The following is a 13,896-nucleotide window of genomic DNA, read 5'->3' as shown; positions in this document are numbered from 1 at the left end:
GGCCCGGACGGACAGCGGCCGACCGGTTTTCGCGCATGCGGGTGGCGGGGGCGGAAGTGACCCGAATGGCCACACGGGGCCCGGCGGGCTGGGTGCGGGTGCGGGGCGGGTGTGCGGGGCGGATTACCGGGCGGGGAGCTGGGCACAACGGATGCAGGCCGACCTGGCCGCCGGCATGGGGCGCCAGGACCGGCGGCGTGCCCCGTTGCCGCGGGGCTTGAGTCGATTTATCGTCCCAGCACGATTCGCGAGCAAGATCACAATATGTGAAGGGGCCGCGAGATGGTGGCGAAGAAGACCGCCGCGAAGAAGACGGCGTCAGCGAGATCCACCGCCACGGGCGCGGCGGCCAAGGACACGACGGGGAAGAAGAGCACGGCGTCGGCGGGGTCGGCGGGGCGCCGGACGGAGCCGGCCCGGGCCCGCAAGACGGTCACGAAGACGACGGCGGGTGAACCGGTACGGGGCGGGACCACGGCGGCGAAGCGGGCGGACCGGTCGGTGAAGCGCGCCGAGACGGCCGAAGCGGCGGAGGCGGCGGCGCGGCCGGCCCGCGCGGCGTCCGAGCGCGCGGGCCCCGGGCACGCGCGCGGCGGGGCGCCCGCGAAGAAGGCGACGGCCGCGGCCCGGAAAACGGCCACCAAGGAGGACGGCGGCCGGCAGGCGGGCGCGTCCGCCACGAGGGCCTCCGCTAGGAAGACGACGGCCAAGAAGGCAGCCGCCAAGGACGCCACCGCCCCGGACGAGGGCTCCGAGACCCCCGCCACCAGGGCGTCCGCCAAGAAGCGGACGTCCGGCACGGAGGCGGCGTCGACGGAGACGTTCCGCAAGAAGGCGTCGGCGAAGAAGACGGCGTCCGGCAAGAAGGAGCCCGCCACGAAGACCGCGTCCACCATGAAGGCGCCCCCTGCCGAGGCGCCCGGCAAGCCTGAGGCGTCCGCCAAGAAGACGTCCACCAGGAAGCGGGCGTCCGCCACGGAGGCGTCCGCCACGGAGGGGCCTACCAAGAAGGTGGCCGCAGGGAAGCGGGCGTCCAAGCAGTCGGCGTCCTCCACGGAGGCGCCCGCCAAGAAAACGTCCGTCAGGAAGCGGGCGTCCACCACGGTGGTGTCGTCGACGACCACGTCCGCCGGCAAGGCGTCAGCCAAGAAGACGGCATCCACCCCCCAGGCGCCCGCCGGCAGCACGGCCGTCAAAGAGACCGCGTCCGCCGGCAGCGCACCCGCCGACCACACGGCGTCCGCCGGCAGCGCACCCGCCGACCACACGGCGTCCGACAAGAAGGCCCCCGCCGACCACACGGCGGCCTCCCAGAAGCGGGCGTCCGCCAAGAAGGCAACGTCCGCCGACAAGCAGGCGTCCTCCAAGAAGCCCGCGTCCGCCAAGAAGCCGGCCGCCCAGCAGGGGGCGCCGGCCCAGCACGACGCCGGTGCGCCGGGCGGGGCGGGCGCACCGGAGGGTGCGCGTGCTCGGGGTGGGGCTGGAGGTGGGCGTGGGGTGGGTAGGAAGCGCGTGGCCGGGAAGGCCGCGGAACAGGCCGCAGCCGCGGCCGAGGGGGCGGCCGAGGCCGCGGAACAGACAGGAGCCAGGACAGTGGCAGCGAAGAAGACCGCGGATGTGACCACGGCGCCGGCCGCCTCGGCCGTACCCCCCGCCCGGGGCGTCGCCGGGACGGCACCGGAGGAGCTGGCTGTACGGCCCGGCGAGGAGCCCTGGAGCGCCGAGGAGGTCGCGGAGGCGCGGGCCGAGCTGGAGGGCGAGGTGATCCGCCTCCAGGCGGAGATCACCGCCTCGGAGGAGGCCCTGTCCGGGCTGATGCGGGACTCCGGGGACGGTGCCGGGCACGACGAGGCCGACACGGGCACCAAGAACATCACGCGCGAGCACGAGATGGCGCTCGCCGCCAACGCCCGGGCCACCCTGGAGCAGACCGAGCACGCCCTGCAACGGCTCGACGCGGGCACGTACGGCCTGTGCGAGGTGTGCGGCAAGCCCATCGGCAAGGCGCGCATGCAGGCCTTCCCCCGCGCCACCCTGTGCGTGGAGGACAAGCAGAAGCAGGAACGGCGCGGCTGAGGGGGGCCGCGTCCGTACGTGTGTGCCGTACCCTCGTGCACAGTAGGCACCTAGGTTGAGGGACACACGTGGCAGAGGCGGAGCGCATCATCGGTACGCCGGACGCGGACGGCGAGGCTGCGGCCCCCGCCGAGCAGCCGAGGGGCAGGCGCCGCGTCGTCGCGCTGCTCGTCGTCGCCCTGGTGGCCTACCTGCTGGATCTCGGCAGCAAGATGCTCGTGGTGGCCAAGCTGGAGCACCACGAGCCGATCCAGGTCGTCGGCGACCTCCTGAGGTTCGTGGCGGTGCGCAACCCCGGCGCCGCCTTCGGCATCGGCGAGGCGTTCACCGTGATCTTCACGCTCATCGCGGCGGTGGTGATCGTGGTGATCATCCGGCTGGCGCGCAAGCTCTACAGCCTGCCCTGGGCCATCGCGCTGGGCCTGCTGCTCGGTGGTGCGCTCGGCAATCTCACCGACCGGATCTTCCGCTCGCCGGGCGTCTTCGAGGGCGCGGTCGTCGACTTCATCGCGCCCGCGCACTTCGCCGTGTTCAACCTGGCGGACTCGGCGATCGTGTGTGGCGGGATCCTCATTGTGATCCTGTCGTTCAAGGGGCTGGACCCGGACGGGACCGTCCACAAGGACTGACAAGGCATACTCGACGGGTGAGCACGATTCCCGAGATCCGTACGCTGCCCGTTCCCGATGGCCTCGAAGGCGAGCGTGTCGACGCCGCAATCGCCCGTATGTTCGGGTTTTCCCGGACCAAGGCGGCCGAGCTGGCCGCCGCCGGGAAGGTGCTCGTCGACGGCGCCGCCGTGGGCAAGTCCGAGCGGGTCAGCGGTGGCGCGTGGCTCGAGGTCGAGATGCCCGGGGCGCCCGTGCCCGTGCAGATCGTCGCCGAGCCCGTCGAGGGCATGGAGATCGTGCACGACGACGACGACATCGTCGTGATCGTGAAGCCGGTCGGCGTGGCCGCGCACCCCAGCCCCGGCTGGACGGGGACGACCGTCATCGGCGGCCTCGCGGCGGCCGGGTACCGCATCTCGACGTCCGGCGCCGCCGAGCGGCAGGGCATCGTGCACCGCCTCGACGTCGGCACGTCCGGGCTCATGGTCGTGGCCAAGTCGGAGCGGGCGTACACGCTGCTCAAGGCGCAGTTCCGGGACCGCACGGTCGACAAGCGCTACCACGCGCTCGTGCAGGGGCACCCCGACCCGCTGAGCGGGACGATCGACGCGCCCATCGGGCGTCACCCGAACCACGACTACAAGTGGGCCGTCACCGCCGACGGCAAGCCGTCGGTGACCCACTACGACCTGATCGAGGCCTACCGCGCCGCCTCCCTGCTCGACATCAAGCTGGAGACCGGCCGCACGCACCAGATCCGCGTCCACATGTCGGCCCACCGCCACCCGTGCGCCGGCGACATGACCTACGGCGCCGACCCGACCATGGCGAAGCGGCTCGGGCTGACCCGGCAGTGGCTGCACGCGGTGCGCCTCGGCTTCGAGCACCCGGCGGACGGCCGGTGGGTCGAGTTCTCGAGCACCTACCCCGACGACCTCCAGAACGCCCTGGACAGGATCGCCGCGGAGAGCGCATGAGCGAGTTCGTCGTACGGGAGGCCGTGAGCGAGGCCGACCGGGAGGCGGGCTTCGCCGTCCGCCGTGAGGTCTTCGTCGCCGAACAGGGCGTGCCGGAGGAGATCGAGTACGACGCGTACGACGCGACCGCCGTGCACGTTTTGGCCGTCCGCCGCGCCGACGGGGTCGCCCTGGGGACCGGCCGCCTGCTGCTCGGGGCCGACGCGGCCGGCAAGACGGGCGGCGCCGAGGGCGTGGGCTCCCTCGGACGGCTCGCGGTGGCCCGGGCCGCGCGGGGGCTCGGGGTCGGCGTGGCCCTGGTGAGGGCCATCGAGGAGGCGGCACGCGCGCGTGGCCTGATCGCGGTGGACCTGCACGCCCAGACGCAGGCGCTCGGCTTCTACGAGCGGCTCGGCTACGAGGCGTACGGCGAGGAGTTCCAGGACGCCGGCATACCCCACCTCGCGATGCGGCGGGTGCTGTAACGACGATCGGGGGATGAACGGCCGGAGGGCGCACCGTGGACCAGCTCGCTCTGCTGCTCGTGCTGCTGCTCGGGGCGGTGCTGACCGTGCCCCTCGGGGAGCGGCTGGGCCTGCCGGCCCCGGTGCTGATGACGCTCGCGGGCATGGTGCTGGCGCTGCTGCCCTTCGTACCGAACGTGGACATCCCGCCGGAGTTCATCCTTCCGCTGGTGCTGCCGCCGCTGCTGTACGCGACGGTTCAGCGGACCTCGTGGCGGCAGTTCGCGGCCAACAGGCGCCCCATCTTCCTGCTCGCGGTGGCGCTGGTCTTCGTCACCACGGCCGCCGTCGCCGCCGTGGCGAGCGCCGTCGTACCGGGCCTGCCGATCGCCGCCGCGGTCGCGCTGGGCGCGCTCGTGGCGCCCCCGGACCCGGTCGCCGCGACCGCCGTCGCGGGCTCCCTGGGACTTCCGCGGCGACTGGTGTCGATCCTGGAGGGGGAGGGGCTGTTCAACGACGTCACGGCGATCGTGCTCTACCACGTGGCGATCGGCGCGGCCGTCGGCGGAACGTTCTCCTGGGCGGGCGCCGCCGGTGAGCTGGTGCTCTCCGCCGTCGTCGCCGTCGTGGTCGGGCTGGCGCTGGGCTGGCTGTCCAACAGGCTGATGGGGATGCTGGGCGACGCGACCCTGCAGACCGGGCTCACGCTGCTGGTGCCCTTCGTCTCGTACGTGCTCGCCGAGGAGCTGCACGGCTCCGGCGTGCTCGCCGTCCTGGTCACCGCCCTGTTCCTCGCCGAGCACGCCACGGACGCCGACGACGTGATGGGGCGGCTCGCCGGCCGCACCTTCTGGGAGATCGTCGACACCCTCGTCACGGGCATCGCGTTCGGGCTGATCGGCCTGGAGCTCCACAACGTCTTCGGCACGGCCGACGGGCGGGAGCTGCCGATGCTGGGGTGGGGCGCGGCCATCGCGGGGTGCGTCGTGGGCGTACGGCTGCTGTGGCTGCTGCCGGCCACCTGGCTGGCCAAACGCCTCCACACGCGCCGGGACTACGACGAGGAGATCCCCATGAGCTGGCGGGAGACCGTCGTCATGTGGTGGTCCGGCATGCGGGGCGTGGCGTCGGTGGCGCTGGCCCTCGCGATCCCGCTGCGCACGGAGGACGGCGCCCCCTTCCCGGGGCGGGACGAGATCGTCTTCATCGCCTTCTGCGTGATCATGGCGACCCTCGTCCTCCAGGGCCTCACCCTGCCGTGGCTGGTGAAGAGGCTCGGCGTGCGCGCCGACACGGACCTGGAGCGCGAGCTGGAGCGGAAGCTCGCCATCCGGGCGGCGCGGGCGGCGAAGCGGCGCCTCAAGGAGATCGAGGAGGTGGAGGACCTGCCGGAGGACCTCCAGGAGCGGCTCCAGCGCGTCGCCTTCGACGTGGGCGCGCGGATCAGCCCCGACCTGGCCGACGAGGAGCGACGGTCGGCGTCCGCCCAGCGCGCGGAGCGGTTCCGGGCGATGCAGCGCATCCAGCGGGAACTGATGTCCGCCGCCCGCCACGAGGTCCTCTCCGCCCGCAGCGAGCCCGGCGCCGACCCGGAGGTCGTCGACCGCGTCCTGCGCCACCTGGACGTCCGCAGTCTGCGCTGAGCGACCCGTGCGGACCGGCCTGCGCCAAGCGGCTCCCCGGGGCCGGCCCGCGCGGACCGGCCCCGGGGAGCCGGCCCGGGGAGCGCCGGCGCCCGGGCAGGGTCAGCCGCGGCCCGTGCGGGGCGCGTCCTTGGCGGGGACGGCCTCGCCGTCCAGGGGGTAGTTGTCCGCGTTGTTGCTGTGGACCTCCGCCGCACGGGGCGGCCGGGCGGTGGACTTGCCGCGCTCGGGCCACTGGCCGTCCGGGGGCAGCGTCGCCGGGGAGGTGGCGACGCGGGGCAGCGCGTACCGGTGCTTCTCGCACAGCCACGCGATCATCTGCTCCCGTACGACGCACCGCACCGTCCAGATGTCGTCCGCGTCCTTCGCCGTGACGACCGCCCGCACCTGGATCGTGCTGGGCGTGGTGTCGGTGACCGCCAGCGACCAGTCGCGGCCGTCCCAGGCCGGGCACTCCGCCAGGATCTGCTTGAGCTTGTCACGCATCAGGCTCACCGGCGCCAAGTGGTCCAGGTGGAAGAAGACCGTGCCGGTCATCTGGGCGCCGCCGCGCGACCAGTTCTCGAACGGCTTGCTGGTGAAGTACGACACCGGCATCGTGATCCGCCGCTCGTCCCACGTCCGTACCGCCAGGAACGTCAGCGTGACCTCCTCGACCACGCCCCACTCGCCGTCCACGACCACCGTGTCGCCGATGCGCACCATGTCGCCGAAGGCGATCTGGAACCCGGCGAAGAGGTTGCCGAGCGTGGACTGCGCCGCGACACCGGCGACGATGCCGATGATGCCCGCCGACGCCAGCATCGACGTACCGATCGTCCGGAAGTCCGGGAACGTCAGCAGCATCGCCGCGACCGCCACCACGGCCACCACGGCCGTGACGATCCGCATGATCAGCGTGACCTGCGTACGGACCCGGCGCACGCGGGCGGCGTCGCGGGTGGAGGAGGCATAACGGGCGTAACTGGACTCGACTATGGCCGCCGCGATCCGCACCACCAGCCACGCGCTCGCCCCGATCAGCACCAGGGACAGCACCTGGCCTATCCCGGCCTCGTGGTCCTCGATCACCGCCCACTTCGTCTGCCGGTACGAGCCGCGCAGCAGCGCGGTGAGCAGCACGACCTGGAGGGGCAGCCGGCAGCGGCGCAGCAGCCCCCACAGCGGGGTCTCGTGGTGCCGGGCGTCGGCTCGGCGCAGTGTGACGTCGACCAGGTAGCCGACCACCAGCGTGAGCACGACCGAGCCACCGACGACGGTCAACGGGCGCAGTACGTTCTCCATGGCTCCGTATCCAACTGGCAGGATGGCCGGATGAACATCATGCTCTTCCACTCGGCCTACGGTCCGCGCCCGGCCGTCCACGCGGCAGCCGACCGGCTGCGCGCCGCCGGGCACCACGTGCACGTGCCCGACCTGTACGGCGGCCAAACGACCGGCACCGTGGAAGAGGGCATGGCCATCAAGGACCGCATCGGCAAGGAGGAGCTGCTCAAGCGGGCCGTCATGGCCGCGGCCCCTCACTCCGAGCGAGGGCTCGTGTACGCGGGCTTCTCCCTGGGCGCGTCGATCGCCCAGACCCTGGCGCTCGGCGACGAGAAGGCGCGCGGGCTGCTGCTGTTGCACGGAACGTCGGACATCGCGCCGAACGCCGCGGTGGACGAGCTGCCCGTCCAGCTCCACGTCGCCGACCCGGACCCGTTCGAGCCGCAGGACTGGCTGAGCGCCTGGTACCTGGGGATGCGGCGGGCGGGCGCGGACACCGAGGTGTACCGGTACCCGGGCGCCGGGCACCTGTACACCGACCCGGACCTGCCCGACTACGACGAGGACGCCGCCGAGCGGACCTGGGCCATCGCCCTGGCCTTCCTGGAGGGGCTGTAGCCCCGGGATCGTGCCCGGCGCCGCGGTTCCTCACGCCCGGGTGCAGCGGCCGCTGACGGCGCCGGGGCCGGGCGCGCACTGGTAGCCGAAGTCCGACGCGCGGTGGCTCAGGTAACGGCCGAGGCAGTCGTTCCTGGAGGTGAGCCCCGCGGACCGGCACCATTGCGCGGCTTCCGTACCGCTGTTGAAGCCCGGCACGTAGAACACCCAGTAGCCCGGGCGCAGGGAGGCGTACGCGTCGCTGTCCAGGTAGTCGGCCTCCTCGAGGCCCTTGTCGCGGAGGGACGCGGCCATGCGCGCCCGCGCCCCGGTGCCGGAGGACTTCGACACGGAGGCGAGCTGGGCGATCCAGCTCTCGGCCAGCGGGTCGGAGGGGGTGGCCGGCGGGGGCGGCGCCTGCGTCGGGCGGTACGTGGTGGGCACGGCGGTGGTCGGCACGGTGGTCGTGGGCGCGGCGGTGGTGGGCGCGGTGGTGGGCGCGGAGGCGGTCGGTCCGGCGGTCGTCGGGGGCGCCGTTGCGGTCGGGGAGGCCGCCGGACCGCGGTGGCCGCCGGCGTTCGTGTCCGGGCCGCCGCGCAGTACCAGGACCAGCGCGGTCGCGGCGACCAGCGCCACGGCCACCGAGAGGGCCGCGACCACGACGGGCGTACGGCTCCGGGCCGGGAGGCCGGGCCGCGTGGCGGGCGCGGGGAGCGGACCGGGCGGGACCGGGCCGGGCGGGGGCGTGGCGCGTGGCGGCGCGGTCACCGTCGGCTGCGCCGGCCAGTGCGGCGGGGGCGCCGTCCCGCTCTCCGCCAGGGCCAGCATCTCGTCCAGCCGGTTCGCGTCCGGGCGGGCCGCCGGGTCGCGGACGAGCAGGGCGGTCAGGACGGGCGCCAGGGGGCCGGAGCGCACGGCCGGGGGGACGGGGTCGTCGAGGACGGCCGCCAGGGTGGCCAGTGTGGTGGCCCGGCGCAGCGGGCTGACGCCCTCCACGCACACGTACAGCACCAGGCCCAGCGACCACAGGTCGGAGGCGGGGTCGTCGCCCATGCCCCGGATGCGCTCGGGGGCCATGTACTCGGGTGAGCCGACCAGTTCGCCCGTCATGGTCAGCGAGGTGGAGCCCTGGAGCGCGGCGATGCCGAAGTCGGTGAGGACCGCGTTCCCGTCCGCGCGCAGCAGGATGTTGGCGGGTTTGACGTCCCGGTGCCTGATCCCGGCCGTGTGGGCGGCGCGCAGGGCGGCCAGTACCTGCCGGCCGGTGCGCGCCGCCTCCACCGGGGACAGCGGGCCCTCCTGGGCGATCCGGTCCTGGAGGGAGGGGCCGGGCAGCAGCTCCATCACGATCCATGGATGGGGCTCCACGTCCACGATGTGATGGACGGTCACCACGTGGGGGTGGCTCAGCCGGGCCAGCGCACGTGCCTCGCGCAGGACCCGTTCCCTCGTGGCGCCGGCCGGCCCGGCGTCGTACCGCACCTCCTTGAGGGCCACCTCGCGGTGGAGCACGGTGTCGCGTGCCCGCCACACCGTGCCCATGCCCCCGCTGCCGAGCCGGCGCAGCAGCTCGAACCGACCGTCGACCAGGTCCCCCGGCGCACTCATGGCGCCAGGTTAGAGGGAAGTCAGGCGGCCCGGTACGCCGTCCAGTGGTCCTTCATCCGCTGCACCTGGCCGCCGGTGAACTGGTACATGCATGCGTCGTACGTGTAGTCCATGAAGTTGTGGATCGGGTCGGCGCCCGTCTTGGTGGTGCAGGTGTCGCGGCCGGTCGGGCACTGGTAGGCCGGGCTCTTCTCGGCGGGCGTGTCGGTGACGTAGTCACCGTTGCCATTGCAGCCGCCCTGGAAGGTGTGGTACAGGCCCATCCAGTGGCCGACCTCGTGCGTACCGGTGTCGCCCTCGGCGTAGTTGGTGGCCGAGCCGCCCGGCAGGGAGGCGTCGAGCACGACGACACCGTCCATGGTCGGGTTGGACTTGTACGAGGACGGGAAGGTCGCCCAGCCGAGGAGGCCGCCGCCGAGGTTGGCCGTGTAGAAGTTGAGCGCACCGGCACCGCCCTTGCGGAGGGCGGACTTCATGGCCTTCTCCTCGGCCGAGCCGGAGCTCAGGTTGTACCAGGCGGCGTTGTCCGTGTAGTCCGTGCCGGCCAGCGAGAACTGGAAGCCGGAGTCGGAGTTGCCGGTGCCCTGGCCGCCGAAGGCGGAGTTGAGGACGGCCATCTGCGCGCTGATGTCGGCCGCGCCGAGCTTGCCGGTCTCACCGTCGTGGATGACGTGGAAGTAGACGGGGATGGTCGTGGCGGCGGCGACGTTCATCCGGCTTCCGTTCGCCCTGGCCGCCTCCAGTCTCTTCCTCAGGTCCGCGTCCATGGCCTTGGCCTTGGCGTCGGTGACCTCGTTGGGCTCGTGGGCGTGCCCGGCGTCGCCGGGGTGGATCTCGCGGGCGTTGGCGGCGCCCGGGCCCTCGGCGCAGTCCTCGGTGGTGGCGGCGGAGGAGGCGGTGGTGGGCGCCTTGGCGGCGGCGACGCCCGTCGGGGCGGAGAACGGGAAGAGTGCCAGAGATCCGGCCATGACCGCCGTACCGAGAACACGGCGGTGCATACGCGGAGATATTCGGGCAAGAGCACGCATGGTGACTCCTCGCGGGGGGTTGTGGGGAGGGCCTTCCTCGCCACCGCGGGGAGATTACGTGGCCATGTCAGATCTTGATGAGCATTGAACAAGCCCAATCAATCGTTGAGTAATTGAAGACATCGGGGAGAAATCCTTCGGTCTGTTCCGGACTGCGAGACGCCGACGTAACAGAACCGGCCCCCAGGGCGGGCGGTGTGTCCGTATTCGATCTACGGAACACGCCGCCCGCCATGGCGCTGTGATCTCCTGTTAACACACAGAGGATTGGCTGAAAATCATCGCTGACGTATGGTCAGCGAACCGGCGCGTTCACGCGCTCGACCTTCTGCGTTCCGCTGAGCGTCCGGTAGGACCGGATCCAGGCCGAGGACGCGTCCGGCCGCGTCTTGTCGGAGACCGTGTAGTAGTCCATCTGCGAGCGCTCCGCGGTCACGTCCAGGACGCCGTACCCGTGGTTGTCCATGTCCAGCCACTTCACATGGCGGTTGGCGCCCCTGATCGCCGCCGCGGCGGCCAGGGAGACCGTGCCGGGCGCGACGTGCAGGATGTCGTCCAGGTTGTCGGAGGTCACCGAGGTCACCACGAACTCGGTCGCCGCCGACCGCGAGGCCGGGTAGGTGGCCGCCGTCACCGGCACGTCGTTGGCCCACGCCATGTGGATGTCACCGGTGAGGAACACGGTGTTGGTGATGGACCGGTCCGTCAGGTGGGCGAGCAGCTCCTTGCGGTCGTCCGTGTAGCCGTCCCACTGGTCCACGTTGATCGCCAGGCCGCCCTTGGGCAGGCCCAGCAGCTCCGCCACGGGGCCCAGCAGGTGCGTGGGCAGGGAGCCGAAGGCGACCGGCGAGATCATCACCGAGGTGCCCACCAGCTTCCAGGCCGCGTCGGAGGCGGACAGCCCCGCCTTCAGCCAGTCCAGTTGGGCGCGGCCCGTGATCGTGCGCTCCGGGTCGTCGACCTGGCCGCTGCCCGTGGACGCCTGCTGCGAGCGGAACGAGCGGAGGTCCAGCAGGTGCAGGTCGGCCAGCTTGCCGAAGCGCAGCCGGCGGTAGACCGTGCCCTCGGTCGAGGTGCGGACCGGCATCCACTCGAAGTACGCCTGCTTCGCGGCCGCCGCGCGGGCCGCCCAGTCCCCCTCGGTGCCCGGGGTGTGGTTGTCGGCGCCGCCCGACCAGGTGTCGTCGGCGAACTCGTGGTCGTCCCATATGGCGATCACCGGGTGCGCCGCGTGCAGCGCCTGCAGGTCGACGTCCGTCTTGTAGGTGGCGTGCCGGAGGCGGTAGTCGGCCAGGGTGACGATCTCGTGCCTGGGCTCGTGCTGCCGCACGACGTACTTCGGCTTGGGGTAGGCGCCGGTCCCGTACTCGTATATGTAGTCGCCGAGGTGGAGGACCGCGTCCAGATCGGCCCGGTTGGCGAGGTGGCGGTACGCCGAGAAGCGGCCGGCCTCCCAGTTGGCGCAGGAGACCACGCCGAAGCGTATGCCGGGCGTGGTGGCGTCGGCGGCCGGGGTGGTGCGGGTCCGGCCGGTGGGGGAGACGGCCGCCGAGGTGTCCGCGCCGGCCGTGAAGCGGAAGTAATAGACGGTCTCCTGGCGAAGCCCCCTTACGTCCACCTTGACGGTGTGGTCGGACGCGGCCGTCGCCGTGACCGCGCCCCGGGCCACGGTGCGGGTGAAGGCTCTGTCCTCGGCGACCTCCCATCTCACCTCGGTGTCCGGGCCTGCGCCCGAGCCGGGACGGGCGTCGGGGGTGGGGGTCACGCGCGTCCAGAGCAGGACGCCGTCGGGCAGGGGATCGCCCGAGGCGACCCCGTGGAGGAAGGCCGGGGCCCTGACCTCCGCCGCGGCGGGCGGGGCGGCGGCCAGGACGGGTGCGGCGACAGCGGTGGCGGCAGCGGCCTTGACGACCGTGCGGCGGCTGGGTGCGGAAAGAGAACGACTGGTCACGGCCGATCAGATTACTGATCGGTAGAGCACATGGGCGGGTGAACTCCCCTCAGTTCGCCCGCCCGTTGGCCGAAATCCGTGCCCCGTTCGGCTACGCGCCCTTGAGGGCCTTGTCGACCGCGGTGGTGAACTCCGGCACGGTCATGGGGGCGTTGCCCCGCGCGTCCGTGACCGGCTTGCCGTCCATCTTCAGCGTGGGCGTGCCCTTGACCCCGCTCTTGTCGAAGGCGTCGGACATCTTCAGCGCCCAGGCGTCGAAGGTGCCCTCCTCCACGTTCTTCTTGAACGCGGCGTTGCTCTTGAGGGCCGGGACGGTCCCGGCGATCTCCAGGAGGTAGGAGTCCTTGGCGAACTTGTCCTCGCTCTCCGCCGGGTGGAACGAGGCCGAGTAGAGAGCCGCCTTGTAGTCCAGGAACGCCTCGGGGCTGACGTCGAGCGCGGCGCCCAGCGCGGACAGCGCGTTCTTGGAGCCCTCGCCCTGGTCGCTGTTGTCGATGAAGGTGGCGCCGACGTACTTGATCTTGTACTTGCCGGCGGCGACGTCCTTCTCGATCGTCTCGCCCACGCCCTGCTCGAACGTGGCGCAGATCGGGCAGCGGGAGTCCTCGTACAGCTCCAGCGTCTTCTTCGCGGACGGCTTGCCGATGACGACCGTGGTGCCGTTCTCGCCGGAGGTGTTCTTCGGCGCCGTGACGTTCTTCTGGTCCTGCGCGGCCTCCCAGTGGGAGGGCTTGTTCGCCTGCATCACGGCGTAGCCGACGCCGCCGGCCACCGCCAGCACGGCGACGGCCGAGACGGCGACCGTGATCTGCCGGCGGGCCTTCTCCTTCTTGGCCTGACGCTCGCGCTCCTGGCGGAGCCGTTCGCGGGCCGCCGCCTTGTTGGCCTGGCTGTTGCGTGCGCTCATGGTGGTGTTCTCCGTGGAAATCCGTGTGGCATGGGGGGTGGACTGCTGTGCTCAGACGGCCGGGGCCGCCGCGCACGGCGGTCCACGCCGCCCCACGGAGTGCACGAGGAGCCGGGTACGGGACGAGCGCGGCCGGCTCGTGAGCCGCGGGCCCCGCCGCACGGACCGGCCCGCGGCGGTCACCGCGGCGACCGCGAGCAGCAAGGGCCGGAACGCGAACGCGGCCACCGCCCGCACGAGCCCGGCCAGCGCGCTCTCGCCGCGCCGCAGCCAGGCCGAGGCGATCAGGCCGACCGTCACGTGCGCGGCCAGCAGCAGCCAGGGCAGCGCCGGGTCGGGGGAGCGGAGGAGCGCGGCGGCACCGCCCTCGGTGGCGACGACTCCGGGAAGCCCGGTGCCCACCTCGCCGCCGCACAGCACGTCGACGCCGACGGCCCGCAGCGAGCCGGCCACGGGGCCGCCCGCCGGGCCGTAACAGACGTGCTGACCGGTGGTGAAGACCGTGTCGGCGGCCAGCTCCAGCGGGACGAGGAGCCCCGCGATGCGCCCGAACCCGCGCTCGGCACCCGCCAGCGCGTACGCCACGCCGAAGACACCGGCCGCGACGGCGGCGACGGTCGCCAGGGGCAGCGGGGCGCCCGAGAGCAGCACGTGGGAGGCCACGGACAGCGTCACGACGAGTGCCGTGAAGAACGCCGCCCGCAGCCACCTGAGCCGGGTCCCGGAAATGTCGTCCATCGCCCGAGAGTCTGCCACGCCCTTCTGTAAGCGGTCCCTAAAGGAACCGGC

12 protein-coding genes are annotated in these 13,896 nt (G+C 72.7%); 6 read left to right on the top strand and 6 right to left on the bottom strand.

From position 1 onward, the window contains the following. The first annotated feature begins 282 nt into the window (after positions 1-282). The 5 genes from E2B92_RS06450 (at position 283) to E2B92_RS06430 (ending at position 5,750) form a co-directional block, all read left to right on the top strand. A complete protein-coding gene (locus E2B92_RS06450) occupies positions 283-2,076 on the top strand; it encodes a TraR/DksA family transcriptional regulator (RefSeq protein ID WP_235023712.1) in 1,794 nt (597 codons plus the stop codon). 68 nt (positions 2,077-2,144) lie between these two features. Then, positions 2,145-2,705, top strand: a complete 561-nt coding sequence (gene lspA / locus E2B92_RS06445) for a signal peptidase II (RefSeq protein WP_126888987.1) — start codon at positions 2,145-2,147, stop codon at positions 2,703-2,705. 17 nt (positions 2,706-2,722) lie between these two features. Next, entirely contained in the window at positions 2,723-3,664 is a 942-nt protein-coding gene (locus E2B92_RS06440; RefSeq protein WP_126888988.1) for an RluA family pseudouridine synthase, read from the top strand. Beyond that, positions 3,661-4,128: a GNAT family N-acetyltransferase gene (locus tag E2B92_RS06435; RefSeq protein ID WP_126888989.1), complete on the top strand. Its 468-nt coding sequence runs from the start codon at positions 3,661-3,663 to the stop codon at positions 4,126-4,128. Before E2B92_RS06440 ends, E2B92_RS06435 begins: the two co-directional genes overlap by 4 nt. A 35-nt stretch (positions 4,129-4,163) precedes the next feature. After that, positions 4,164-5,750 (top strand): Na+/H+ antiporter, encoded by a 1,587-nt coding sequence (locus E2B92_RS06430; protein ID WP_126888990.1) that lies wholly within the window; start codon positions 4,164-4,166, stop codon positions 5,748-5,750. A 102-nt stretch (positions 5,751-5,852) separates the two neighbouring features. Here the strand turns inward: E2B92_RS06430 and E2B92_RS06425 are convergent, their stop codons facing one another. Further along, positions 5,853-7,034 carry a mechanosensitive ion channel family protein gene (locus E2B92_RS06425; RefSeq protein ID WP_126888991.1) on the bottom strand — a complete coding sequence of 394 codons (1,182 nt, stop codon included), beginning with the start codon at positions 7,032-7,034 and terminating at the stop codon, positions 5,853-5,855. Positions 7,035-7,064: 30 nt separating this feature from the next. Here E2B92_RS06425 and E2B92_RS06420 point away from each other — a divergent pair, with 30 nt between their 5' ends. Then, positions 7,065-7,634, top strand: a complete 570-nt coding sequence (locus tag E2B92_RS06420; protein WP_126888992.1) for a dienelactone hydrolase family protein — start codon at positions 7,065-7,067, stop codon at positions 7,632-7,634. 30 nt (positions 7,635-7,664) lie between these two features. On the opposite strand, the gene E2B92_RS06415 is transcribed toward E2B92_RS06420, so the two are convergent. The 5 genes from E2B92_RS06415 to E2B92_RS06395 form a co-directional block, all read right to left on the bottom strand. Next, positions 7,665-9,221 carry a serine/threonine-protein kinase gene (locus E2B92_RS06415; RefSeq protein WP_133087423.1) on the bottom strand — a complete coding sequence of 519 codons (1,557 nt, stop codon included), beginning with the start codon at positions 9,219-9,221 and terminating at the stop codon, positions 7,665-7,667. A gap of 20 nt (positions 9,222-9,241) precedes the next feature. Beyond that, positions 9,242-10,249: a zinc metalloprotease gene (locus tag E2B92_RS06410; RefSeq protein ID WP_260604426.1), complete on the bottom strand. Its 1,008-nt coding sequence runs from the start codon at positions 10,247-10,249 to the stop codon at positions 9,242-9,244. Between the two features lie 295 nt (positions 10,250-10,544). Continuing rightward, the gene (locus E2B92_RS06405) at positions 10,545-12,200 is read right to left on the bottom strand and encodes an alkaline phosphatase D family protein (protein WP_126888424.1); all 1,656 of its coding nucleotides are present in this window, start codon (positions 12,198-12,200) and stop codon (positions 10,545-10,547) included. Positions 12,201-12,291: 91 nt separating this feature from the next. Then, positions 12,292-13,107, bottom strand: coding sequence for a DsbA family protein (locus E2B92_RS06400; protein WP_126888425.1), 816 nt, complete (start codon positions 13,105-13,107; stop codon positions 12,292-12,294). A 51-nt stretch (positions 13,108-13,158) separates the two neighbouring features. Continuing rightward, positions 13,159-13,845: a hypothetical protein gene (locus E2B92_RS06395; protein WP_126888426.1), complete on the bottom strand. Its 687-nt coding sequence runs from the start codon at positions 13,843-13,845 to the stop codon at positions 13,159-13,161. Positions 13,846-13,896: the final 51 nt, after the last annotated feature.

It is taken from the genome of Streptomyces sp. WAC05374, assembly GCF_004353505.1.
In the GTDB taxonomy this organism is placed as follows: domain Bacteria; phylum Actinomycetota; class Actinomycetes; order Streptomycetales; family Streptomycetaceae; genus Streptomyces.
The sequence above is the reverse complement of the archived record's forward strand: the minus strand, read 5'-3'. Positions and strand labels throughout refer to the sequence as shown.

Excerpts from the sequence above, each read along its gene's own strand:
- E2B92_RS06450 (WP_235023712.1), top strand. The coding sequence starts at position 283 with ATGGTGGCGAAGAAGACCGCCGCGAAGAAGACGGCGTCAGCGAGATCC.
- E2B92_RS06435 (WP_126888989.1), top strand. The coding sequence starts at position 3,661 with ATGAGCGAGTTCGTCGTACGGGAGGCCGTGAGCGAGGCCGACCGGGAG.
- E2B92_RS06425 (WP_126888991.1), bottom strand. The coding sequence starts at position 7,034 with ATGGAGAACGTACTGCGCCCGTTGACCGTCGTCGGTGGCTCGGTCGTG.
- E2B92_RS06420 (WP_126888992.1), top strand. The coding sequence starts at position 7,065 with ATGAACATCATGCTCTTCCACTCGGCCTACGGTCCGCGCCCGGCCGTC.
- E2B92_RS06415 (WP_133087423.1), bottom strand. The coding sequence starts at position 9,221 with ATGAGTGCGCCGGGGGACCTGGTCGACGGTCGGTTCGAGCTGCTGCGC.
- E2B92_RS06410 (WP_260604426.1), bottom strand. The coding sequence starts at position 10,249 with ATGCGTGCTCTTGCCCGAATATCTCCGCGTATGCACCGCCGTGTTCTC.
- E2B92_RS06400 (WP_126888425.1), bottom strand. The coding sequence starts at position 13,107 with ATGAGCGCACGCAACAGCCAGGCCAACAAGGCGGCGGCCCGCGAACGG.
- E2B92_RS06395 (WP_126888426.1), bottom strand. The coding sequence starts at position 13,845 with ATGGACGACATTTCCGGGACCCGGCTCAGGTGGCTGCGGGCGGCGTTC.